Annotated in this window: 24 protein-coding genes; 12 read left to right on the top strand and 12 right to left on the bottom strand. The window is 47.4% G+C overall.

The genetic code is table 11. The annotated features are described in order from the left end of the window. The first annotated feature begins 160 nt into the window (after positions 1–160). From AB7D94_RS08195 to AB7D94_RS08210, 4 genes are all read left to right on the top strand, one after another. Positions 161–979: a Stp1/IreP family PP2C-type Ser/Thr phosphatase gene (locus AB7D94_RS08195; RefSeq protein ID WP_420265300.1), complete on the top strand. Its 819-nt coding sequence runs from the start codon at positions 161–163 to the stop codon at positions 977–979. 3 nt (positions 980–982) lie between these two features. Beyond that, complete coding sequence (locus tag AB7D94_RS08200; RefSeq protein ID WP_420265301.1) at positions 983–1,705, top strand: FHA domain-containing protein; 723 nt, start codon at positions 983–985, stop codon at positions 1,703–1,705. A 267-nt stretch (positions 1,706–1,972) separates the two neighbouring features. Then, positions 1,973–2,827, top strand: coding sequence for a PDDEXK-like family protein (locus AB7D94_RS08205; protein ID WP_420265302.1), 855 nt, complete (start codon positions 1,973–1,975; stop codon positions 2,825–2,827). 19 nt (positions 2,828–2,846) lie between these two features. Further along, positions 2,847–3,404, top strand: a complete 558-nt coding sequence (locus AB7D94_RS08210; protein ID WP_420265303.1) for a hypothetical protein — start codon at positions 2,847–2,849, stop codon at positions 3,402–3,404. Between the two features lie 46 nt (positions 3,405–3,450). Here the strand turns inward: AB7D94_RS08210 and AB7D94_RS08215 are convergent, their stop codons facing one another. Beyond that, the gene (locus AB7D94_RS08215) at positions 3,451–4,116 is read right to left on the bottom strand and encodes a phosphatase PAP2 family protein (protein WP_420265305.1); all 666 of its coding nucleotides are present in this window, start codon (positions 4,114–4,116) and stop codon (positions 3,451–3,453) included. Between the two features lie 90 nt (positions 4,117–4,206). Here AB7D94_RS08215 and AB7D94_RS08220 point away from each other — a divergent pair, with 90 nt between their 5' ends. Genes AB7D94_RS08220 through AB7D94_RS08250 form a run of 7 tightly spaced genes read left to right on the top strand, consistent with a single transcriptional unit; the run spans position 4,207 to position 10,750 of the window. Continuing rightward, positions 4,207–4,758 (top strand): DUF4390 domain-containing protein, encoded by a 552-nt coding sequence (locus AB7D94_RS08220; protein ID WP_420265306.1) that lies wholly within the window; start codon positions 4,207–4,209, stop codon positions 4,756–4,758. Beyond that, positions 4,755–6,833 carry a sensor histidine kinase gene (locus AB7D94_RS08225; protein ID WP_420265307.1) on the top strand — a complete coding sequence of 693 codons (2,079 nt, stop codon included), beginning with the start codon at positions 4,755–4,757 and terminating at the stop codon, positions 6,831–6,833. The genes AB7D94_RS08220 and AB7D94_RS08225 overlap by 4 nt, the downstream gene beginning before the upstream one ends. After that, positions 6,833–8,176: a sigma-54-dependent transcriptional regulator gene (locus AB7D94_RS08230; protein ID WP_420265308.1), complete on the top strand. Its 1,344-nt coding sequence runs from the start codon at positions 6,833–6,835 to the stop codon at positions 8,174–8,176. The genes AB7D94_RS08225 and AB7D94_RS08230 overlap by 1 nt, the downstream gene beginning before the upstream one ends. A gap of 45 nt (positions 8,177–8,221) precedes the next feature. Then, the gene (locus AB7D94_RS08235) at positions 8,222–8,524 is read left to right on the top strand and encodes a hypothetical protein (protein WP_420265310.1); all 303 of its coding nucleotides are present in this window, start codon (positions 8,222–8,224) and stop codon (positions 8,522–8,524) included. Beyond that, entirely contained in the window at positions 8,524–9,090 is a 567-nt protein-coding gene (locus AB7D94_RS08240; protein ID WP_420265311.1) for a hypothetical protein, read from the top strand. The genes AB7D94_RS08235 and AB7D94_RS08240 overlap by 1 nt, the downstream gene beginning before the upstream one ends. Positions 9,091–9,143: 53 nt before the next feature. Then, the gene (locus tag AB7D94_RS08245) at positions 9,144–9,398 is read left to right on the top strand and encodes a hypothetical protein (protein WP_420265313.1); all 255 of its coding nucleotides are present in this window, start codon (positions 9,144–9,146) and stop codon (positions 9,396–9,398) included. Positions 9,399–9,439: 41 nt separating this feature from the next. Further along, positions 9,440–10,750, top strand: a complete 1,311-nt coding sequence (locus AB7D94_RS08250; protein ID WP_420265314.1) for a M23 family metallopeptidase — start codon at positions 9,440–9,442, stop codon at positions 10,748–10,750. A gap of 120 nt (positions 10,751–10,870) precedes the next feature. Here the strand turns inward: AB7D94_RS08250 and AB7D94_RS08255 are convergent, their stop codons facing one another. From AB7D94_RS08255 to AB7D94_RS08270, 4 genes are read right to left on the bottom strand one after another with little or no spacing between them, the layout of a single operon-like run. Continuing rightward, complete coding sequence (locus AB7D94_RS08255; RefSeq protein ID WP_420265316.1) at positions 10,871–11,326, bottom strand: pilus assembly FimT family protein; 456 nt, start codon at positions 11,324–11,326, stop codon at positions 10,871–10,873. Further along, the gene (locus AB7D94_RS08260) at positions 11,310–12,473 is read right to left on the bottom strand and encodes a type II secretion system F family protein (protein ID WP_420265317.1); all 1,164 of its coding nucleotides are present in this window, start codon (positions 12,471–12,473) and stop codon (positions 11,310–11,312) included. Before AB7D94_RS08260 ends, AB7D94_RS08255 begins: the two co-directional genes overlap by 17 nt. 31 nt (positions 12,474–12,504) lie before the next feature. After that, a complete protein-coding gene (gene gspE / locus AB7D94_RS08265) occupies positions 12,505–14,070 on the bottom strand; it encodes a type II secretion system ATPase GspE (protein WP_420265318.1) in 1,566 nt (521 codons plus the stop codon). After that, on the bottom strand, positions 14,054–15,076 hold the full coding sequence (locus AB7D94_RS08270; RefSeq protein WP_420265319.1) for an aspartate-semialdehyde dehydrogenase: 1,023 nt from the start codon (positions 15,074–15,076) through the stop codon (positions 14,054–14,056). Before AB7D94_RS08270 ends, gspE begins: the two co-directional genes overlap by 17 nt. Before the next feature lie 262 nt (positions 15,077–15,338). On the opposite strand from AB7D94_RS08270, the gene AB7D94_RS08275 reads away from it, so the two are divergent. Continuing rightward, complete coding sequence (locus tag AB7D94_RS08275) at positions 15,339–16,370, top strand: NAD-dependent epimerase (protein ID WP_420265320.1); 1,032 nt, start codon at positions 15,339–15,341, stop codon at positions 16,368–16,370. Between the two features lie 5 nt (positions 16,371–16,375). On the opposite strand, the gene AB7D94_RS08280 is transcribed toward AB7D94_RS08275, so the two are convergent. The 7 genes from AB7D94_RS08280 to rpsU all read right to left on the bottom strand — a co-directional run bounded on the left by AB7D94_RS08280 (position 16,376) and on the right by rpsU (position 22,704). Next, on the bottom strand, positions 16,376–16,822 hold the full coding sequence (locus tag AB7D94_RS08280; RefSeq protein ID WP_420265321.1) for a hotdog family protein: 447 nt from the start codon (positions 16,820–16,822) through the stop codon (positions 16,376–16,378). Beyond that, a complete protein-coding gene (locus AB7D94_RS08285) occupies positions 16,800–17,060 on the bottom strand; it encodes a phosphopantetheine-binding protein (protein WP_420265322.1) in 261 nt (86 codons plus the stop codon). Before AB7D94_RS08285 ends, AB7D94_RS08280 begins: the two co-directional genes overlap by 23 nt. Positions 17,061–17,066: 6 nt before the next feature. Continuing rightward, positions 17,067–17,813 carry a beta-ketoacyl-ACP reductase gene (locus AB7D94_RS08290; protein WP_420265323.1) on the bottom strand — a complete coding sequence of 249 codons (747 nt, stop codon included), beginning with the start codon at positions 17,811–17,813 and terminating at the stop codon, positions 17,067–17,069. Next, entirely contained in the window at positions 17,810–19,186 is a 1,377-nt protein-coding gene (locus AB7D94_RS08295; RefSeq protein ID WP_420265324.1) for a lipid biosynthesis B12-binding/radical SAM protein, read from the bottom strand. The genes AB7D94_RS08290 and AB7D94_RS08295 overlap by 4 nt, the downstream gene beginning before the upstream one ends. 358 nt (positions 19,187–19,544) lie before the next feature. After that, positions 19,545–21,245 carry a DNA primase gene (gene dnaG, locus AB7D94_RS08300; protein WP_420265325.1) on the bottom strand — a complete coding sequence of 567 codons (1,701 nt, stop codon included), beginning with the start codon at positions 21,243–21,245 and terminating at the stop codon, positions 19,545–19,547. A 171-nt stretch (positions 21,246–21,416) separates the two neighbouring features. After that, on the bottom strand, positions 21,417–22,382 hold the full coding sequence (locus tag AB7D94_RS08305) for a Nif3-like dinuclear metal center hexameric protein (protein ID WP_420265326.1): 966 nt from the start codon (positions 22,380–22,382) through the stop codon (positions 21,417–21,419). A gap of 127 nt (positions 22,383–22,509) precedes the next feature. Next, positions 22,510–22,704, bottom strand: a complete 195-nt coding sequence (gene rpsU / locus AB7D94_RS08310; RefSeq protein WP_085052043.1) for a 30S ribosomal protein S21 — start codon at positions 22,702–22,704, stop codon at positions 22,510–22,512. Between the last annotated feature and the right edge of the window lie 310 nt (positions 22,705–23,014).

Here is a 23,014-nt window from a genome sequence, read left to right on the forward strand (position 1 = left end):
TTAGGACATTTCTACTTTGGTAGAATAGGACATTTCTATTTTGGTATTACACACTGTAACCAGAATAAAAAGCCTTACCAATAAAACCGTAGTTGTATAATGCGGCCAATTCTGATATAATGTGTGCAGATGTAAAGAAAGCGCGTGAGAATGTAGGGCTATGAAAACTAAAATGAGGATAATGGCTGACGGCCATACGGACAAGGGCATGAAAAGGCCAAAGAACGAGGACAGTTTTGCCGTCGAGCTGGAAGCGGGGGTCTTTGTTGTTGCCGATGGCGTAGGTGGTTCAGCATGTGGGGAGGTTGCAAGCAAAATGGCCGTTGATATTATCAGCGGTTATTTCAGAAGCGGTGAAAACACAAATGCAACCCCTGACAAGGGCAGTACAGGCGAACACTCATCCGCAAGCAGCGCGGTAGTCATGGCCGTCAAACAAGCCAACGAGCAGATATACAACACGGCAAAGGACGATCCCAAGCTAAGCGGCATGGCAACCACCGTGGTAGCCGCTGCCCTAAGCGGCGACAGACTAAGCATCGCCCACGCCGGAGACAGCAGGCTGTATCTCATAAGAGGCAATACCATAGAGCAGCTCACCGACGACCACTCCCTTGTCGCAGAGCAAATCCGCAAGGGTATGATGACAAAGGAGGAGGCTCACGAAATCGGCATGAGGAACGTTATCACACAGTCGTTGGGCTTTACGCCTGATATAGAGGTTGATATTGAGGAGATGACCGTTTATGACGGCGACGCGTTGCTGTTGTGTTCGGACGGGCTATACACAATGGTGCCTGATACGGCAATCCTGCATACCGTTAAATCCTCCGTTGACCCCAGGCATGTGTGCGAGAGACTTGTTGACCTGGCAAACAAAAAAGGTGGACGAGACAATATTACGGTTGTTGTGGCGTATATCTATAAGAAGACTATTTTTTCATTCATGTATGATCTCATAAAATGGATAAGGAGGTAATGAATGGCTAAGATACTGCTAAAATTTAAAGAAGCTGCCCTGAAAGAAATACCGCTGGACAAAGAGGTCATAACCATTGGCAGAAAGGCAACGAACGACATTCATGTGGACAATCTCGCGGTGTCCGGGGCACACGCGAGGATTTTTAAAAAAGGGGACCAATTTTACATAGAAGACCTCAGCAGCCTCAATGGGACTTTTGTAAATGGCAAAAAGATATCGGTGAGCGCCCTCAGCGACGCCGACGTCATCATTATCGGTAAACATACGCTGAATTTTGTCTCAGAGGCGCAGCCCAAAAAACAAGCTGAACAATCGAAGGACAAAGATTTAATGGACGAAACCATTATGATTGACGTAAAACTAAAGGAAGCAATCCTTGCCAAGGCTCCAAAATCTGAGGCCGGCAAGGTGGAACAAAAAGACATTCTTGGCGGGTTTGTAGTGGTCGAAGGCTCAACAGAGAAAAAGGAGTACGAGGTCACCGACAGGATAAGCACAATCGGCAAAGAGCAAAACTCGCTGATAAGGCTCAAGGGATTTTTCGCGCCCAAAGTGGCCGCCCTGATAAACAGAAAAAAAGACGGCTATACAATCAGCTCCTCAACCGGCGGTAAGGGGATAAGGGTAAACGGCAATGACGTCGAAGGCCAATATAAGCTCCGTGAAGGGGATGTAGTTGAAGTCTCCGGCCTCAAACTGCAGTTTTACATAAAAGAAGACTGAAGCGCCGACTGTTGCTTATGAGTCTTGCTCTTGCCTTAACAGGGAACTCTTAGGATTGCGGGGATAATCCCTCCCCCCTGAATTCGATCGCAGTCTGTATGGTTTTTGTCCGTCTGACCGCCCCCGTTACATCTCAGTTAACCTTTGAAAAATATGGCTTGACAAAACACTTGACATTCTCTTTTATCAAGTTATATAATGACCACAGCTTAACCCTAAAGTGATGTCTTGGTTTACGCGGCGGGCAAAGAAGAGGAGATATGATTAGTGCTTTCAGCTAAGTACGTTACAAAATTGGTAAAGATTCTTAGTGTTTCCCAAAAGCAGCAAGCCGGATCGTTACTTGCTGAATTTGTGGGATTAAAACCAATAATACAAGAACATCAAAGCAGAAAAATCGTTGATATTGCATCACTTATAAGTGCTCTTAATGTTTCGGATGAGCAGCAAAAGGCCGATTTATTAGCTGCTTATGAAGAAATGAAACCAAAAATACAGGCATATCGCAAAGAAGAAACAAAGCATCTGCGCGAATATGCACCGCAATGGAACGTATTTAAGGTGTTAGGTGTGGAAAACAGGGAGATTGAATTTCACACACCTTTTCTGTATGGACTGCTCAATCCATATGGCACCCATGGTCAGGGCAGGCTTTTTTTGGATGGTTTCCTCACAAATATAGGGGAGAAGGTCGTTGGATTTTCAAAGGACGATATATCCAACCCAAACTGGTATGTTGAGCGTGATACGGAACAAATAGATTTGAGAATCTGCAATGATTGGTTGAAAAAGGGTTTTTATATTGAAAACAAGGTACAGACGGTGGCGCGTATCGGCCAAATGAGTAAATACGTTAGGTTATGGCAGGAGCGCTATGAAAGTTTCAGCAAGGATGGCGGGATACTTTATCTTACAGTTCGTGGGGATGACCCATCTGATGTCGGGTTTGATTCTGAGGGTCAGTTTACGCGTTCAGAAATTGAACAGAAAATAGGTAAAATAGGGCTGTTGTCATATAAGCGTGACATTAAAAGTTGGTTAGAGGGGATAGTGGATCGCGTTAAACCTCAGAAATTAAAGCAGTCAATTATCCAGTACATCGAAATCATAAACGATCTATAGATATAAGGAGGAATAACATATGGAGAATCCGCGTAGAAAAATGATTGAGGACCTCGCATCCTCAGACAACTATTTTGCCATCAGAGAATTAGTGGGTCTGTTTCCGGAGATATCTTTCGAACACCACAAAAGGTTATTTCAGGAGGCATTCGATACTGAAAAGTGCAGTGACAACTACGGCATTTCAAAGATTCCTAACAAGGACCATTACAAGGCACAACGTATAGAGATTGTCAATCCGTCATATCAGGGCGATAATTTCTTTCGTTTTGCTATCTGTGTCATGGGTGGCGTTGGGGATAATGTCGAGAACTGGTATTTTGGAATAATAGGTCCGTGGAACCTTGCCACACAGCACAAGGAAATTCAGGAACTTAAGGACAATTGCACTAAGCTTGGACTTAAACCGTCGGCTAATTGGATGTATAAGTACTTTAAGTCTCAACGGTCTGATGTTTTTGCCTCACTGATGCAGGGTGCGGACGTCAAACCAATCATACTGTCTATGGTCAGGGAGTTTAATGATAAAGGCCAGCAACTGGTAGAGTTGGTTGACCAGATAAATGCCATTTTATAGCAGAAGTAACCTGTAAGAAGATGAAAAAAGCTGGTAGAGGTTTTTCTTAGTTGCCGCTTTGCCCTTGATGAGGGGGCGGCGTGTGGGCGGTGGGGTGGATTTCCGGCCTGAGCCAGGGGCCAAGCAGCTTCGTGACAGCCATGCCAACAAACGCCCCTGCGATTACGTCGGAGGGAAAATGTGACCCGGCCTTTACCCTGTCAAACCCGGCCAGTACGGCAAATGAATAAAATATCACGCTATAACGCTTAAAGTATGAAGACAAAATGCAGGCAATCGAAAACGCCAGCGCGGTGTGTCCGGAGGGAAAGGAATCGTAGTCCACATGCAGCGACGGCCCAATGGCAATAAAGCTATCAATGATTCGCGGCCTTGCCCGGCCAACCAGATGTTTTATGATTTGCACTGTAAGGCCGGACGCGCACAGGGTATAAAAAAACATCCTGCCGACACGATATAGCGGCCTGTATAAGTATTTGCCCGTTATAAACAAGATAAACGCGGCGGTGATTTGTGTGGCACCGTGATACAGGAAATTACATATCGGGTCAATCTTCCTGAGAATGGCGTTTATAGTGCCGTGTTCAAGCAGAAATAACTTTATCGAATCAATTGTCCATTTGTCCGCGCCGAGGAAAAAAACCACCAGTATCGCTATTAATATAGCTAACGACGCTAATTGTCTGCCCAATCGTCCTGATGACACGCTCATGTTATAGATATCATGCCCCTTTGCGTAGTTGTAAATAATTAATTACCGGTGTATGGTATAATGTCAATTTCCTGGTATCTCATGTTAAAAATGAATAAACTTAAAGCGATAATTCTGTTAGCCGCGCTGCTGTTACCGGCGCTCGTTGCCGCGCAGGAAATCACAGGGGTCGAGTACTCCGTCTCGGGCGGCAGCATAACCGTAAGTGTAGCACTTTCCATAGACGAAAGCCAAACCTCTCTCATTCGCGAAGGGCTGCAAAAAGAATTCGTCTTTTACATAGATGTCTTCAGGCGGTGGAGTTTATGGCCTGACGAGTTTATCAGGGGTAAGAAAGTGTCAAGGACAATACATGCCAACTCTGTAAAAGGGGAATATAAGGTCGTCTCTTCAGACGAGACAGCCATCCTTGAAAAGAGATTTATGTCCTTTAAGTCCATGCTTAGATGGGCGCTGCTTGTGAAGGACATTAAAATTGACATGAGTGGCCTTGAGGAGGACGCCCAGTATTTTATCAGGGTTACGATAGAATCAATAAAGCAAAAACCGCCGCAGGTCATCGGATATGTGTTGTTCTTTGTAGACGACAGGGACTTCAGGATAAAAAAAGACACGGATATTATTTTAAGAGGCGGTAAATGACGCTGCAAACGGGCAAGAGAATACTCCTGCCGGTTTTGGCCGTGATTATCTTCCTGGCCGCGGGCTCAGCGATACACGAGACGTTTATCAATCCGCAGGGAGACATCACACACAGACTTATCTTCGCGGCGCTTTTTAATATCACACTATTAGCCCTGCTCACCCTTGCATTCTTCGTAGGCAGGAATCTCCTAAGGCTGTATTTCGAGAAAAAAAACAGGATAACCGGCTACAAGTTCAAGACAAAACTCGTAACGATTTTCGTCAGTATCACCCTGCTGCCGTCCGCTATGCTGTTTATTATCTCAAGCGGCCTTGTTACGAACTACATTGACAAGTGGTTTACCCCCACAATAAGTAAACCGATAGACGACGCAAGAGACCTCGCCACATATACCTATGACATGATACGTAAAAATACATTCGAGGACGCCATCGCCATAAGCAAGGGGGCAGACCCGGCACCAAGATACAAGACCGCTAAATTCGGCAGAAAAAATGAGGACGCATCAGAGACCATAAGAGATGCCTTTAAGGGAAAACCCGGCATCGAGGTAATTGTCTACAACGAGGCGGACATAGTAACGGCCGTGATTCCACTGCCGGTAAACGGCCGCATAGACAAAGTCCTGCTGGTTTCCACCGTAGTACCCATAGAGATTTCGAGGAAAGTCGGCGAGATTCAAAAGGCCCATCAGAGCTACGTCACTCTTAACGAGTTTAAGACCCCATTAAAAGGCAACTACCTCCTGATACTGGGATTTTTTACACTCCTTGTAATATTCCTTGCCCTCTGGATAGCGCTGAAAATATCCAGAGGAATCACCGAGCCTATTCAAAATCTCCTTCAGGCAACGGCAGACGTCTCAATGGGCAACTTCAACATCTACGTAAATCCTGGCACGGACGACGAAATCGGTATGCTTATTAAGTCCTTCAACGTAATGATATCAAAAATAAAGCAGACCGAGCTATCTTTGCAAAGCGCCTATATCGAATCGGACAGGCGGCGGCTTTTCATGGAAAACATTATCTATAACATAAACTCCGGTGTTATCTACCTCGACGCCAATAACAAGGTGATAACGATAAACGACGCCGCGTGCAGGGTGCTGGAGGTCGAGACCGAGGATGTGCTGAATAAACCATACACAGAGGTTATTAAAAATGTCATCTCCACCGAATTTGAAATGTTCATACGGGGAATAAACCTGTATAATTTTTACAGTAAAAAAGAGCAGTTAAAGGTCTCTATAAACGGAAGGAATATGGTATTGAGAGTTTTCGTAATCCAGCTCAAAGACAACGAGAAGACTCCGGTTGGGGTGCTTGTAGTGTTTGACGATTTGACGGAGTTAATCCTCGCCGAAAAGGCCCTCGCATGGCAGGATGTGGCCAAACGCCTTACTCACGAGATAAAAAACCCCTTAACGCCGATTAAACTCTCCGCCGAGAGGCTGCTGAAACGATGGAGGCGCGCAGACACGAGGTTTGGCGAGGTTATCGAAAAATCTACCGCCACGATAATAAGGGAAGTTGACGGACTTCAACGGCTCGTAAATGAATTCTCAAAACTCGGCACGATGCCGGACATTGAACCCTCCCTGACAGACCTGCAAAGCCTTCTGGCCGAAGTACTGGACCTCTACGGGGAGTATGAGCACATCGGCATGTCCCTTGATTATAAAACAAATATTAAGTCCATATATATTGACGGTGAACATTTTAAGCGTATGCTTATTAATATTCTTGACAACGCGATACAGGCAATAGGGGAAAATGGTAAGATAGACATAACAGTAGCTGAGGACGACAATGCCTCTGACATTATAATTGACATATCTGACGACGGCGTAGGCATAGACGAAAAGGATAAGGAGAAATTGTTTCAGCCATATTTTTCAAGACGAAAAAACGGAACCGGACTTGGTTTGGCCATAGCCCACAGGATAGCCACAGAACACAAGGGTACAATAACCGTTAGCAATAACGCAGTGAGAGGCTCGACCTTTAGAATCACAATCCCAATTACTAAGAAATTACTAATAGAGCAGGACACCATGGAGACTGTGTGATGAACGAAAACTCGGTACTAATCATAGACGACGAGGAGGGAATCAGAGAGACGCTGAGTTTGATCTTTGAGGATGAGGGGTTTAGCGTCTCACTGGCGGCGTCCGCCGAAGAGGGACTGGAATTTTTAAGCAAAAACACACCTGACGTAATATTTCTTGATATATGGCTGCCCGGCATGGACGGCATAGACGCCCTTGAGGAAATCAGGCGTCTCTATACGACAATACCGGTAATAATTATCTCAGGACATGGCAAAATTGAACAGGCAGTTAAGGCCACTAAGATGGGCGCGTATGATTTCCTCGAAAAACCGCTCTCTCTGGAAAGGGTTATTCTCACCGCTAAAAGGGCAATAGAACATAAAGAGCTTATAATACAAAACGAGATGCTCAAAAAAGATACCGTGCAGAAATTCGTTATTATCGGGGATTCCCCCGCGGTAATCAATCTTAGGAAACAAATCGAGATTGCCGGCAAGAGCAACGCCCGTGTGCTGATAATGGGAGAAAGCGGCGCTGGCAAGGAACTCGTAGCAAGGAATCTCCACCTGCAAAGCGACAGATTAAACAAAGCGTTTATTGAGGTCAACTGTGTGGCCATCCCACAGGAACTAATAGAAAGCGAGCTTTTTGGACACGAAAAAGGCTCATTTACGGGCGCATTCGAAAAGAAAAAAGGCAAGTTCGAGCTGGCCGACGAAGGCACACTGTTTCTTGATGAAATCGGCGACATGTCCATGACTACGCAGGCAAAAGTCCTCAGAGTCATAGAGACGCAGGAGTTTCAGAGGGTAGGCGGCAGTAAAAACATAAAGGTAGATGTCAGAATAATCGCGGCGACAAACAAAGACCTCCCCAAGGAAGTGAAAGAGGGCAAGTTCAGAGAGGACCTGTTCTTTCGCCTCAACGTTATCCCGATAATCGTCCCCCCTCTAAGGGAAAGAAGAGACGACCTGCCGATCCTTATTGAACACTTCATGAATGTGTTCGCAACTGAATATGGCAAGACCCCACGGCACATTGAGCCGGACGCGATGAGGGTACTGCAAGGGCACGACTGGCCGGGAAATGTGCGCGAGCTAAAGAACACCCTTGAACGGCTCTTCATTATGACCCAGTCCAGGGTGATTAAAGCCTCAGACGTTGCGGCTTTTAACTCTTCAACTGTGGATTATTTTGCATTTGAGACCCTGAAGGACGCCCGCGACAGCTTTGAGCGGGATTACATCCTCAAGCAGCTCGAAAAGCACAAATGGAACGTCTCCAAGACCGCCGAGACCCTTCAAATAGAAAGAAGCAACCTGCACAGGAAAATAAAGGGCTTTGGGATTGAAATCCCGTAAGATATTGTGATATGATATTATAAGTGTAAAGGTGAACGGGAGGAGATGGTGAGCGAGACTGAGAACACCCTTGGAAAAGATGATGTTATGGATGTTTTTAAGAAAGCGTCAGAATCAAAAGATATTCCCAAAATCTATTTTAACGGCGCTACGCTTTTTTTAAATCCGGGGGATAGTTCAATGTTGCTAAGTGTGAACGAAAGTCCTGTTGCTGTCATAAATATGTCTTTTACCGTTGCTAAATCGGTTGCGGCACTTCTTGGTTCGATGATTGCCGATGTTGAAGAGAAAACGGGCAATAAAATTATGTTGACCGAAGATATTAGAACGGTGTTAGGTATGAAATAATGAATTATTCGGCTTATGGAACCATTGACTCAACCTCAGTCAGGCACGCGAATCGTGCCGAGAGAAAGATATTGCGTTATGCCGTATATGGCGATGAGTGGTACTGTGAGCAAGGCAGGTTACCATCTGCCAAGGTTGTAAAACAGGCCATTGAGCTGCTTCATACGGCACAAGCATATAGTTTTTTCGTGGATTCCACAGTGGGTGCCGATGGTGAAATAGAATTAGTGGTTTACCACGACAATGATAGACTGCAGTTTATCATTACTGAAAATAACGGGATAGAGTTCGGGCATGAGAGAAAGAGTGATCTATTGAAACCCTTCCTGCCAGAGGATGAAACCGAAGAGATATGTTATGAAGAGGGCGTTACGTTTGATGATGCGATAACAAAAATTAATCATTTTGGAAGGGGAATATGGATCACCACCAATACGTCCGCCTTATCAAACGAAACTGGATACACTTCGACTTCACTTCGCCTGAAGAAAGAAGACTCAGCAGTTGTGCATTCAGGAATTCGTCAGACGGGACAGGGATCTCTTGCATATCTGTTAGTTGCATAAATGAAACGACCGGCGATATTTGTGAACATATCAGAAGGTTCCACCCTGCTTTCGTGCCTGTTGTTGTGGGCGCCCCAATAATATTTTGGCCATTCAGCATGGATGATTTACCTGAAAAGGCTATTTTTAATCAGGAGAAAAGTAACGATGATGAATGTCATGTTAACGTCAAAAACTTATCTAACAATGATGCTGAAAAAATTATAAAGAAACTACCCTTAAATAAGTTAATGGTTTGCATAAACTCAAGTGTTCATCCTTTTGACTTTGATGAGCATTATTTAAAATTCAGGGACCGTGTTAACTAACATGCAGTATCCCGTAAAATAACGTATCAAGCGAGGTATATATGATGAAATCAGGCTCAAAAGTTGGTAAGGCCGTCTCTCTTGTACTGGCAATAGGATTTCTGCTTGTAGCCGGGGTTATTGCCTATAATATATTTGCCGCGAGGCCCCCTGTGCTTACAGGGATAGAGGCGTTTGAAAAACTGCCCGTGAAAAAAGATATTTCATTCAAGGCAGAGAGTAACAGAAAGATCAGGTCCATTGAGATAGTGGTAACTCAGGACGGCAATGACGTTACACTCCTGAAGGAACAGCCGGATAAACCCATCGCCGAGTTCAATATAACCGTAGAGCCAAAGGCCCAGGGCCTCAACGATGGCCAGGGCCAGGTGACAATCAAGGCAAGGGCAGGGCTGTTTGCAAAGACGATTAAGACCTTCCCCACGGCTATTCGCTCCACGATGCCCGCCATAACTGTCGTTGACAGCTCATACATCACAGACCAGGGCTCAGGGTTGGCCGTCCTTATCAACGCCAAAGGTGCAGACAAGGTCTATATAAAGGCACTCGACAGGGTTTATACGGCGACTAACTCCATATACGCCGACAAAAACCGATTTTTTGCAATAATCCCCATAGACATCGAAACAGTTGGCCCGCCCATAGTCACCGCATTTGCAGAGGACGCCGCCGGCAACACCGTCACCGCCCCCGTGCAGACGATTTACAAACCAAGGGTTTATAAGAAAGATACTATCGTCATAAAAGACGATTTCATAAGGAAACACATATTGCCCCTTCTCCAAAAAAACGAAGGTGATATGCCGCTTGTTGATGCCTTTTTAGAAGTAAACGAGAAATGGAGAAAGGACTCAGAGGCCAAAGTCAGTGAAATAGCAAAAAAGACCGCCGATAAAATCCTCTGGAGCGGGCCATTCGTACAGATGAAAAACAGCAAGGTGTTTGCGGGCTTTGGAGACCAGAGGAGCTACATCTACGGGGATAAAGAAGTGAGCCACAGCCGCCACATGGGCTTTGATCTTGCCTCGTTAGCCAACAGCCCCGTATATGCGTCGAACTCAGGGGTGGTGGCCTTTGCCGGTGACCTTGGCATATATGGAAACGCCGTTATAATAGACCACGGACTTGGACTAATGACCCTCTATGGACACCTCTCCGCTATTGACGTAAAAGAAGGCGTGGCCGTAGAAAAGACAACTGTAATCGGCAAAAGCGGAATGACCGGCTTTGCGGCGGGCGACCATCTGCATTTTGGCGTCTTGCTCCACGGCGTGTACGTATCACCAGTCCACTGGTGGGACAAGAGGTGGATAGATAAACGTGTCCTCGGCGTTATGAACAGTAAGGGATAAGTATATTAATAATACTAAGATATTGTGGAGACTATTTTATCTTCAGGGGGTGTAAGTTATTCCTGATATTGCAATAGTTAGCCAGGCATTAAGCAGCATCAGGGCAGCAATTGACTTCTGTTAGTGCTGAGTAAGCACCGCCCCTGCCACAGGGTCAATCGTTACCCTGAAGGTTTTTTTACCGAGGGATAGATTAATCTCCCCGCCGGTTGAGCCGCCACCGGCGTAAAAAATTACGTTCCAGCGGCCTCTTCTGAGCTTTCCATCTTCGGGGTCGGTGATTACTATTCTTGTGTTTTCGGGGAATCCCCTTGTCTTGCCGTTCAGTGTATATGACAGTGAATCAAGGTCAACTGTGAGTTTTATGTCCTTTCCCTTAGTGGAGGCAAGGACGGAAGCGTATCTCAAATCTGCCGACAGCATTCTTGCCGCTGATTTCAGCACCGTCCCGGGCATTTTCGACGTCAACTTTACCGTCGCTATTGACATCGCAACGGCAATAATAAGCATCGTCACCGTAAGCTCTATGAGCGTAAAGCCACGGTTACTACACTGGGGGTTACATCGGGATATCATTTAGGCTGAAGATGGCCAAAAGCATTGAGATTACGATAAAGGCCACAACGACGGCCATGATGAGTATCATCGCCGGTTCAAGGATGCTTATAAGCCTTCGCACCATTGTCCTGAGGGTTTTTTCGTATGTTGAGGCCGTCTTTAAGAGCATCTCATCAAGCGCTCCGGTTTCCTCCCCTACCTTCATCATGGAAATGGCAAGCGGGGGGAAGATGTGGGCGGCCGAAAGCGGTCCGGCAAGTCCCTTCCCCTCTTTGGCGCCACTTATAATTCCTTCAATAGCACCCCTTATGAGCAGGTTATTTATAACATCTTTTACGTTTCTGAGGGCCTCAAGAAGCGGCACTCCGCTTTTGAGCAGTGTCCCCAGCGTCCTGGAAAACCTTGCCGTCTCCACCGTTGTGACAATCCCCCGAAATACCCTGAGCTTAAAAGAGTCAATGTTATACCGGCCCTCCTCAGTACGCGAGTATCTCCTGTATGCAAAAAAAGATACGACAATTATACCCACTACCGCCCACCAGTAGCCGCTGAAAAAGGCGCTTATCGTCATCAATATCTGTGTGGGCAGGGGCAGAGCCTCACCCATCTCCTCAAATATCTTTGCAAATTGGGGAATAACATAGGTCAATAATATCAGCACAGAGACAAGGCCTGTAACGCCTAAAAGCACCGGATATATCATCGCCGAATATATATGCTCTTTCAACTCGCCTGAGGTCTCCAGGTAATCGGCAAGTTTTTCCATAACGGCCTCAATAACGCCGCCGGCCTCAGCCGCCTTTATCATATTAATGTAGAGGCGCGTAAATACTTTGGGATGTTTAGAGAGCGATTCAGAAAATGAGCTGCCCTCGCGTATGGTCTTTAAGATAGATTGGATTATCGAACGCATCGTATTGTTATCGGAGACCTCGACTAAAATACTGAGGCTTCTGTCAAGGGCCAGCCCAGCCCCAAGTAGTGCCGCCAGCTCTGTTGTAAAGGTGAGGACTTCCTTTGAGCCTGATCTTTTGAATATCTCAATCTTGCCCTTTGGTTCGGAGCGCGTTATCGAAAGCGGGATAAGGCGTGAGTCCTTGAGTGAGCTTATGACAATTTCCTCGTCCGGGGCGTTTATGACGCCGTTGTGATGGTCCCCTTCCATTGAGACCGCCTTGTAGTAAAATAGGGGTATGCTATACCTCCTGTGTTACCCGTAGTACCTCAGCAATAGTAGTCAGCCCGGCTCTGACCTTTTCAGCCCCGCTTTCAATGAGGGTGCTCATCCCCCGCCTCCTGGCGATTTGCCTGAGTTCGCTGGAGTCGGTGCTTTTTAAGATGGCCTTTTTTAGTTCGTCATCCACGACAAGAAACTCAAATATTCCCTTTCTGCTATAAAACCCCGTCCCCGCACACTGCTCGCAGCCCGTGCCCTTGTATAAGACGACATCTCGACTCAGGCCGATTAGAGCGAGTTCGTCAGGGGAGGCCGCGTCATTGTCTATTACCTTACAGGCGTCGCACACTATGCGCACAAGGCGCTGTGCAAGCACACCCCTAAGAGTGGAAGTAAGCAGAAACGCCTCCACACCCATGTCAATAAGGCGGGTTACCGCCGAGGGGGCGTCGTTTGTGTGCAGCGTGGAAAACACAAGGTGCCCTGTCAGGGCAGACTGAATGGCAATCTCTGCCGTCTCAATATCTCTTATCTCTCCTATCATTATAATGTCCGGGTCCTGCCTGACGATGTGCCTTAGGGCACTGGCGAAATTAAGGCCGATTTGCTGCTTTACCTGTATCTGGTTTATGCCGTTGAGGTGGTACTCGATCGGGTCTTCAACCGTAATAATCTTCTTTTCGGGAGAATTTATCTTATCAAGCGCGCCATAGAGCGTGGTAGTCTTGCCGCTTCCGGTTGGCCCGGTGACAAGGATAATGCCGTGGGGCTTGGTTATCAGACTGTTAAAACCGTCTAAAATATTCTGCGGGAAGCCAAGCTGCATAAGGTCTATGACGATTGATTCCTTATCAAGTATCCTCATCACGATGCTCTCGCCGTAAAGGGTTGGCACGGTAGAGACGCGCATATCAATTTCTTTTATGGCAATCTTGAGTTTTATCCTGCCGTCTTGTGGGAGGCGCCGCTCGGCGATATTGAGTTTAGCCATTATCTTTACCCTTGAGATAATGGCGGGCTGGAGTTTTTTCGGCGTGGATTCGACCTCTTTCAGGACGCCGTCTATGCGGTATCTGACCTTTAGCTCGTTTTCGAAGGGTTCGATGTGGATGTCGCTTGCCCTGGCCTCGACTGCCCTTGAGATCAGGAGATTTACGAGTTTTATAATAGGGGCCTCAGAGGCAAGCCCCTTAAGGTGGTCAATGTCCTCGTCATAGTCGTTTATAGTGTCGAAACTTACATCGCTCATGTCCTCAATTATTTTGTTAATATTTGATTCCCTGCTGTAAAACTTATCTATATACTCACGGACTTCGGCCTCATCCGCCCCGATGGCCTCTATTTCGAGGCCTGTGGCTACGGCAAGGGCGTCTATTGTGCCAACGTCCCACGGCCTGGCCATGATGACCTTCAGGTGTCCGTCTTCTATATAACTTGGAATGATTAAGTTGATACTTATAAAGCGCGAGGATATGCCGTCAAGGACGATAGGAACACGGGGGAAGTCCTCCGGCCTGGCCACCCCGACTTTGGCTGTTTCAATCTGCTCATCTGTTTGCGCCATCTGGTTATTGGGCAAATTCAATGAGTTTCCCGGCTATTTGCACCGCGTTGAGGGCAGCACCCTTTCTAAGGTTGTCAGACACAATCCACATGTTGAGGCCCGACGGTATGGATTCGTCTTCACGTATACGCCCAACGTAAACCGCATCCTTGCCAGCGCAGTCTATGGGCATGGGATAGACCCTTTTGTCCGGTGCGTCAAAGACAATAACGCCTGGTGCCTCTGATAAGATAGCACGCGCCTCGTTGGCTGTCAGCTTCTTTTCGGTCTCAATGTTGACGCACTCCGAGTGGCCCCTGAACACGGGTACGCGCACTGTGGTTGCGGTTAGTTGTATTGAGTTATCGCCCATTATCTTTCTGGTTTCGTTGAGCATCTTCATCTCTTCTTTCGTATAGCCGTTGTCCAAAAACACATCAATTTGGGGGAGGCAGTTAAAGGCAATCTGATAGGGATAGACATTGCACTTTATCTCCTGAAAGCTGAGCAGGGCCTTGGTCTGCTCCAGCAGTTCATCCATCGCCTTTGCGCCGGTGCCAGATACCGCCTGATAAGTGGATACGACGATTCTCTTAATTTTAGCCCTGTCGTGAAGAGGTTTAAGGGCGACGACCATCTGAATGGTCGAGCAGTTGGGATTGGCGATGATGCCTTTGTGTTTTTTTATGTCCAGGGGATTAACCTCCGGGACTACGAGGGGGATTTCCGGGTCCATCCTCCATGCGCTTGAGTTGTCTATGACGACGCAGCCGTCTTTGGCCGCAAACGGGGCGAAGTCCTTGCTCCTCTGTGCCCCGGCGGAAAACAGGGCGATGTCTATTCCCTTAAACACATCTTCCTGAAGGACTTCGACTTTTATTTCGTCGTCTCTGAACTCTATTTTCTTACCCTCTGACCGTTCGGATGCGAAGAGCCTAAGCTCTGAAACGGGGAATTTCCGCTCCTGCAAGATTGAGATCATCTCACCGCCCACAGCGCCGGTAGCCCCGACGACCGCGGTAACGTACTTGTCTTTTTTCTTTAACATTTCTTAACCGCTCCTTATGATAGTTAGCGCTCCCGTTGGGATATTAACGCACGAACATATTATAACTTTATTGTATGTGATAAGAAAAGCCTCGCGTGGGTGCTAAATCCAGCAACAATTGACACACCTGAGAAAAACACCGTTGGGGCGTGCGCGTTGACAGGATGTCCCTCTATGGTTTAGCATATAGGCATGGTGGCCAGGGCTATCATGGAGGCGCACTTTGAAGGCGCTGAGCTTCACAATAATACTATAGGCGGCAATGATGAAATTACAGGATAAGAAGAAAGTACTGGTAACAGGAGGGGCGGGGTTCATTGGCTTTCACCTGTGTAAGCGATTGGCTTCGCACGGGTTTGACGTTGTAACTGTTGATAATCTCAACGACTACTACGATGTTGCCATTAAACAAGACAGGCTTAGGATTCTTGAAGGCGTGGGGAATTTCCGGTTTGTCAGGATGGATATCTCCGACAGGTCGGCCATGGAGAGAATTTTTGCTGTGGAGAAATTCGATTATGTGGTAAATCTGGCCGCACAGGCGGGCGTCCGGTATTCTATAATAAATCCTCACGCCTATATTGAAAGCAACATAGTGGGCTTCGCCAACATACTGGAGGGCTGTCGGCACAATAACGTAAAACACCTCATCTTTGCCTCGTCGAGTTCGGTCTATGGGGCAAACACAAACGTCCCTTTTTCTGTGCGGCACAATGTTGACCATCCCATGTCGCTTTACGCGGCGACAAAAAAATCAAACGAACTCCTTGCCCACACATATTGCAGCCTCTATGGGCTGCCCTGCACAGGGCTTAGATTTTTTACCGTTTACGGCCCGTGGGGACGCCCGGACATGGCCTTGTTCCTCTTCATAAAGGCCATCCTTGAGGACAGGCCAATTGATGTCTTTAACCACGGAGACATGCGGCGTGACTTTACTTATATTGACGACATAGTAGAGGGTGTTTTCAGGTTGATTCAACGCATACCAGCGGCTAACCCCGCGTGGGACGGCAAACACCCCGACCCATCTTCAAGCTATGCCCCATACAAACTCTACAACATCGGCAACAATAAACCCGTTGGCCTGTTGAATTTTATAGAAATAATTGAAGACACGCTTGGGCGAAAGTCGAGAAAAAACTTCCTGCCAATGCAGCAGGGCGATGTTGCCGAGACTTATGCCGACATAGAGGAACTCACAAAAGATACAGGCTTTACACCTTCTACACCGCTGGATGTTGGAATCAGAAACTTCGTCTCATGGTACAAGGAGTATTTTAATATCTCATAGTGTCGCTATTGCCGCGCCCGACGCCTGCTGGTGGCGGCTCTGGGAACAGAGGTTAGTGTTATCTCAGCCGAGGAGATAATCTCCCCGTCAACGCTGACCTTTGCCCGGAAGACGTATAATGGTGGGAACTTCTTTGTCAGCTCAGACTCTATGATGAGGACATCGCCCGCCATCGCGGGTTTGACATGGTGCGCGTCGTTAATCATTGTCAGAAACGCCATCTCAATTTCCTCCGCCTCAAGGACAAGCCCTGAGGCCTGGGCCATTGCCTCTACAAGCAGCACAAATGGAAATGACTGCTGTCCATCGCCGCCCCAGTTAATGGCCTCTTCGCCGCCTGTAACGGTCTTCAATGCCTTGATACGCTGACCCTTGTCTATGGCCAGCACCTTCTCAATGAATATGAAGGGCGCGCCGTGCGGCAGCCGCTTAACCAGTTCTTCTTTGTTCATCTATGTATCCCACAATGGCGCCGACGGATGTAAAGATTTTCTCCGCGGTTTCCCTGTCTGTAATGTCAACGCCGAATTCTTTTTTTATGCCCACGACAAGCTCCAGTACATCAATGGAGTCCAACCCCAGCCCACCAGGGCCAAAGAGCGTCGTATCCCTGTTAATTACCTCCTCCCCTACGGAGAGTTTTAACCTGCTGACAAGCAATCCCTTTAGTCTTTCAAATGTGTCTGACATGCGCTCTTATAATCCTCCCGTTACAGAAATAACCTCACCCGTGATATATCCGGCCTCCTCAGAGGCGAGAAACCTGACCACAGAGGCAACCTCCTCTGGCCTTCCAAATCGCCTCAGTGGAATGTTACGGCGTAACTCCTCACGCGCGGTATCCTTCATAGCATCCAGCATATCGGTCTCAATAGCGCCCGGGGCAACCGCGTTTACCCTGATGCCAAACTGTGCAAGCTCCTTTGAGAGCGCCCTCGTCAGGGCAATCACACCACCCTTGGCCGCCGCATAGTTGGCCTGCCCGGCAAGGCCGTCTATACCGCTCAGAGAGGAGATATTTATTATAACACCGCTCCTTTGGGCTATCATGTGTGGCAGTACCGACTTTGACGCGTTAAAAACCCCTGTCAGGTTTACATCCATGACGTCCATCCAGTCCTTTTCCGGCATCAGCAGGAGAAGTCCGTCTCTGGCAAGGCCGGCATTGTTGACGAGGATGTCCACGCGGCCAAACAGGGCTACCATTTCGTCCATCATCTTTTTCATCTGTGAGAAATCTGTGACATCAGCCTGATAGGCCATTGTATTGGGATTTATCGCGCGCAGCTCCTCACACAGTGTGGCGGCCTCATTGGATGATGACATGTAGTTGATTACCACAGAAGAGCCATCCTTTGTAAGCGCCCTGCATACGGCGCTCCCTATACCCTTGCCTCCTCCTGTTACCACGGCCACGGTGCGCTTGGCTGCCTTGTCGTTCATCTTAACACGTCCCACATTGGGCCACGTTTAATTATCTTTCTGATAGCACCCAGCGTTGAGGCGTCATAGTGGATATCAAGGGCAGGCACCACACGGTTTGCCCTACTTTGCGCCCATGTGGCAACCCGCGTGAGCAGCAGCCCTGACGGTGTCTCCGGACTCAGATAAAACACCGGCTCAAGCAGCCCCTTTCCTTCCGGGACCGCCGGTATGACGCCGTCTTTCACCGCCCTTTTGCAGATAGCCGTACCGGGGTATATCCTCACGCCAACAAGGGCGATTACAGCGCGCGGCTTTATCATATCAAACAGTTTAAATGTCTCATTCAGTGTCTCCTCTGTTTCAGACGGGCCGCCAATTATAATATAATGTGCGTCGGGCATGTCAATCTTTCGGCATATGGCGGAGGCCGCCGCTATATCGTCCGGCGTGAAGTGTTTCTCATAGGCGTTAAGTGTTTGGGTGGCACCGGCGTCTGAGCCGAACTCTATGCCGGTACAACCGGCCCGTTTCATAAGCCTTGCAAGCTCTTCGGTAAAACTGAATGGGGTTGCGAAACACGTCCACTTAATTCGCAGATTCTTTCTGATAATTCCCTCGCATATCTGCATTGAGTGTCCAGCCGGGACATTGAATATATCATCCACGAAAAACACGTAATCTATTGCGTGCCTGTCTTTCATTTCGGCAAGTTCCGCGACTATCTCCTCCGGGGGCCTGAGCCTCAGGCGGCTCCCCTCCAGCATGGGGTACGTACAGTATGTGCACTTAAACGGGCAGCCGCGTTTGGATTGAACATTTCCCATCCCGCCGAATTGAAGATATGCGGCATTGTTAAGAACCGCCCTGTCTGGCAGACACATCACAGGGCTGTATGAGACGGGATTCTGATGGAACAAACCGTTTTTAATAATTGACAGGTTTGGGATCTCATCAATATTGCCACCGTTTTCAAATGCCCTGATAAGACTGAGAAACGCCTGTTCTCCCTCGCCCGCAACTCCGAAATCGAGCGTTAAATATCGCAGGATTTCCTCGGGGAAAAGGGAAAACCCGGAGCCACCGGCAACCATCGGGGCATTGCTGATCGTCCTGATAAAGTTCACAATGTCCCGAATTCTGGGCATATAGAATACGCTTCGATTGTAGGTAAGATTATCAACGTTTCTGATAGAGACGCCTATAATATCGGGGTTAAAGCCGCCGATTGAGTCTTTCAGGGCCTGCAAATCGTCGTCAACAAAACACAAATCGAGGATTTTAACGTCAAGGCCCGCCATTGCCAGGTGCCCGGCGATATAAGCGGCCCCGATTGGGGCAACTGGATATGGCAGCCTTTCGTTATTAACGGAGATCAAGAGAACTTTTCTCATCGCACGGGTAGTATAACATTTAATAGCCGTATAATTCCCCCTGAACACCAGGGCAAACGCATTTGAAAATTACAACAGAAAATTCCTTTCCTGGATTCCAGCTTTACCGTGAAAATCCTACGGATCTAGGGCACACACCTCCCCCTCACGTCTCCTGACAGTTTTTTTGATGATGGCTCTACGCTTGTTTCTTTACATATCCAAGTTTAGTTAAGATTCTTATTCAGCGTGGAGCGTTGCGTTTTGCAAGCAACGCCTCGTAATCTATATTTGGATCGTTGTAAGGTTCTTTTTTGGTCAGTAGTGTGTCTCAATATCTTATGGCCTACAGCAACTACAGCCCGCTTGTGCCCCCGCCTTATGACAGGCTGCGCCTTTCGTTGAGATATTTTATGTTTTCCTGCGAAAGCAAAATCACCTCTTCGGGGTTATTGGCAAGCTCGGCTTTTTTTATTTTTTCTTTAATTTCTCCCAGCTTTTTATTTACCCAGCTTAACTTGAGGCTTTTCACGCAGTCCCTGATTTTTTTCTCTATGCTTTCCTCACCGTCCATCTGGTCAAGCGAATACACCATCAGGCCGGTGACGTAGGCGATCTCCTCTTCCGTGCAAATAGTGGAAAGCCCCTCGATAGTTGGACTTATGTTGCCGTTTAAAAGTTCGCCGAATATCCTTTTTATCAATTCGTCTTCAAGCAATTCCATTTCCATCAGTGGTGTAAACATCCCTGCCATATCGGGAACACTCAGGTAAATGCGCAGCAGCATCTCCTCTTCCGGCCTTTTTTTCACCCGCGGCCTGATTGTACGGCCAGGACTGGTTGGCTTATGGCCTTTTCCCCTGAATTTTTCCCTCAGTTCGTGCCCCGATATTGACGCCTTGTTCGATAGTTCCTCAACCAGCGTGGCCCTTAACACCGTATCCTCTATGCCGGCTAATGTATCGTAGATTTCCCTGAGATTGTCAACGCCATAGCCTCCGGTTTTGAGCATGAATTCCACATATGAGTTAGCCCCGGCTATCAGCTCTTTAAAATCCCCTGCCCCATGCAGCCTTAGATAGCTGTCCGGGTCGTTTTTCTCTGGTAGAAGGAGCGCCATGGCAAGCAATCCGCTTTTGAGAATTACGGGCATCGCTCGTTTTGCCGCCCTGATACCGGCGTCGTCGCCGTCGAAGATTACTACGGCCTCCTTTGCAAACCTCTTGAGGCTCTTTGTGTGCTCCTCTGTCAATGCCGTTCCAAGCGGCGCCACCGTGTTTGTAAACCCGTACTGGTGGCACATAACCACGTCAACATACCCTTCCACAATATTGATTGCGCCCGTGATACCATCTTTTGCCGCGCTAAGTCCGAAGAGAATGCGTTTCTTCTGAAAAATAAGCGTCTCAGGGGAATTTAAATATTTAGGCTCAACGTCTTTTTCCATTGCCCTCCCGCCAAATGCCACAATATCACCGGCGGAGTTAAGGATGGGAAACATTATCCTGTCCCTGTGGAAGTCAAAGGAGCTGTTTTCCTTAAATGTAACCAACCCTGACACTCTTAAGTGCCTGTCCTGAAAGCCATCCTTTCTTAGATGCCGTAGCAGCCCGTCCCAGCCTTCGGGAGCGGCGCCGATTGCAAACTTCTCAATTGACTCTTTGGCGATGCCCCGCGCGTTGAGATATTTTAACGCCTTTTCGGATTTCCTTAGTTGTCCTTTGAAAAATGCCGCCGCGGCCTTATGGATTTGCAGGAGCACTTCCCTTTCCTGTATATTTTGTTTATGGACAGGTTCAAGTTTAATACCGGCACGTTCTGAGAGTTTTCTTATCGCCTCGTTGTAAGAAATCCCCTCTTCTTTCATAACAAAGGTGATGATGTCCCCACCCGTGCCGCAGCCGAAGCAGTAAAAGACTTGTTTTTCAGGACTGACGACAAACGACGGCGTTTTCTCCGCATGGAACGGGCACAGGCCTTTAAAGCGCGCCCCTGATTTTTTCAGTCCGACATAGTCTGAGACAACATCAACTATGTCTATGCGGGATTTTATCTCTTCGCGAATTCCCTGAAAATCCATTCAGATACTATCATAATTGCCTATGCGGCTAGCTCCGTTAATCAAAAACTGGATTCCTGCTTTCGCAGGAATGACACCTCTATGTGCCCATTTGCCCTGCCTTGTCTGTCATTCCTGCGAAAGCAGGAATCCAGAGAACCCTCTACCGGAGTTAACTGCATAGGCAATTTATTATATAACATTGCCGCGCGCGATACGCCTAAACCCTGAGCAGCCCGTCAGCTCAACAGTACTCTGTGCAAAAACCCTGTCAAACAACAGATTCATTCCCAGATTGTCGCTTGAGATATGCCCGGCGATTACTACATTTATGTGATATTTTTCAGCCTCTTTTTTATGGTCTTCGCTTAAGTGCATACCTACGATTGTATTAATTCCGCTTGAGGAGAAGACCTGAAAGAGGTCTTTTGAGCCTTCTGTGCCGCCTGTCATGTCAACGAATATCTTACCGGCCTTTCTCTGCGGGGTGCCAAGCAGGATATTTGGGGCGCAGAAACCCTTCGCCGCATCCTTATACTCCTCAATTTCCATGAGCATATCAAGGATGTTGGTTAGGGCATATGGCCTGTTCTTATCAAAAAGCCCCTGCAGATATGCGGCAACCATGTTGTCTGCCGGCGTGTGAATGCACATAAATGGAAACTCAAGCAACCTTGCCGTGTCAACGGCACGCGAGGTGTTTACGGGCATGAGCTTCCTCTTTACCTCGCTTATGCGGTCTTCCATAAGGCACTCGGCTACGTTTATGGGGATGCCGAACGTCCGTAGGACATCGGCCTGCATAGACATTACATCGTGGAGGTTTGTATATGGCACACCTTCGGGGTGGTGGGCAATTACGGCGTCAACCCTTTTGCCCTTTGCCTTTAAATTATCAGCAAGCAGAATTTCAGGGGTTTCTATATCAATTCCGACGAGGGCAGATGTGACCTCTTCGTTACCGCTACCGTTTAATATGCGCGTGTCGGCGTATGGATTGGACAGGGATTCCTTGTCGAAGAACTCCTTCTCTTTCTCTTTGAGGTCATCAAACTGCCTCTTTCTATCTTCAAGATAACGAGATACACCGGCCTCGCCCCGCGGGTCGTTGTCTATCCCGTGCCTCACAGCGCTCTTATAGACTTCTGACAGAGTCATGGACATCCACTCCTTATAATTAATTTATAATCAATAAGCCTGTAATTAATAAGCTAATAAGCCCAAAAATGAAAGCCATATCGCAACTTTATAGCCTGCTGCGATATGGCCAAGGAAGAGTGGCGCATTATTGAGATAACGCTACACGCTTAGCGGCCTTTTTACGGGCTGCTATAATCTTCTTTTTCCTTTTTATACTGGGCTTCTCATAATGTTCTCTTCTTTTGATCTCAGACAGTATACCTTCTTTCTCGCACTGTTTCTTGAAACGTTTCAGCGCAAGCTCGAAGGAATCGCTGTCCTTTACACTGATCATGGGCATTCATACCCCTCCTCCCTGTTTTAGATTTAATTTATATAAAATTAATAACATCTGCCACTATAACATTTATTTTTTTTATTTGTCAAGACAGGGGCAGGGCAATCGCATTAGAAATTGCCTCCCTTATTTTTGTCACCTCCCTTATTTTTGTCACTTTCCTTATTTTTGTCACTTTCCTTATTTTTGTCATTCCGGCTTGTCCGGAATCTGTCCTTATGCCTCAGAATATGCACAATCATCATGAAACTCCCACTAAAGGGAAATAGGGGTAGGGAAGGCTCTCACCTCCCCTCCCTCCGAACCGTACAGG

This window comes from Candidatus Magnetominusculus dajiuhuensis (assembly GCF_046044395.1).
In the GTDB taxonomy this organism is placed as follows: domain Bacteria; phylum Nitrospirota; class Thermodesulfovibrionia; order Thermodesulfovibrionales; family Magnetobacteriaceae; genus Magnetominusculus; species Magnetominusculus dajiuhuensis.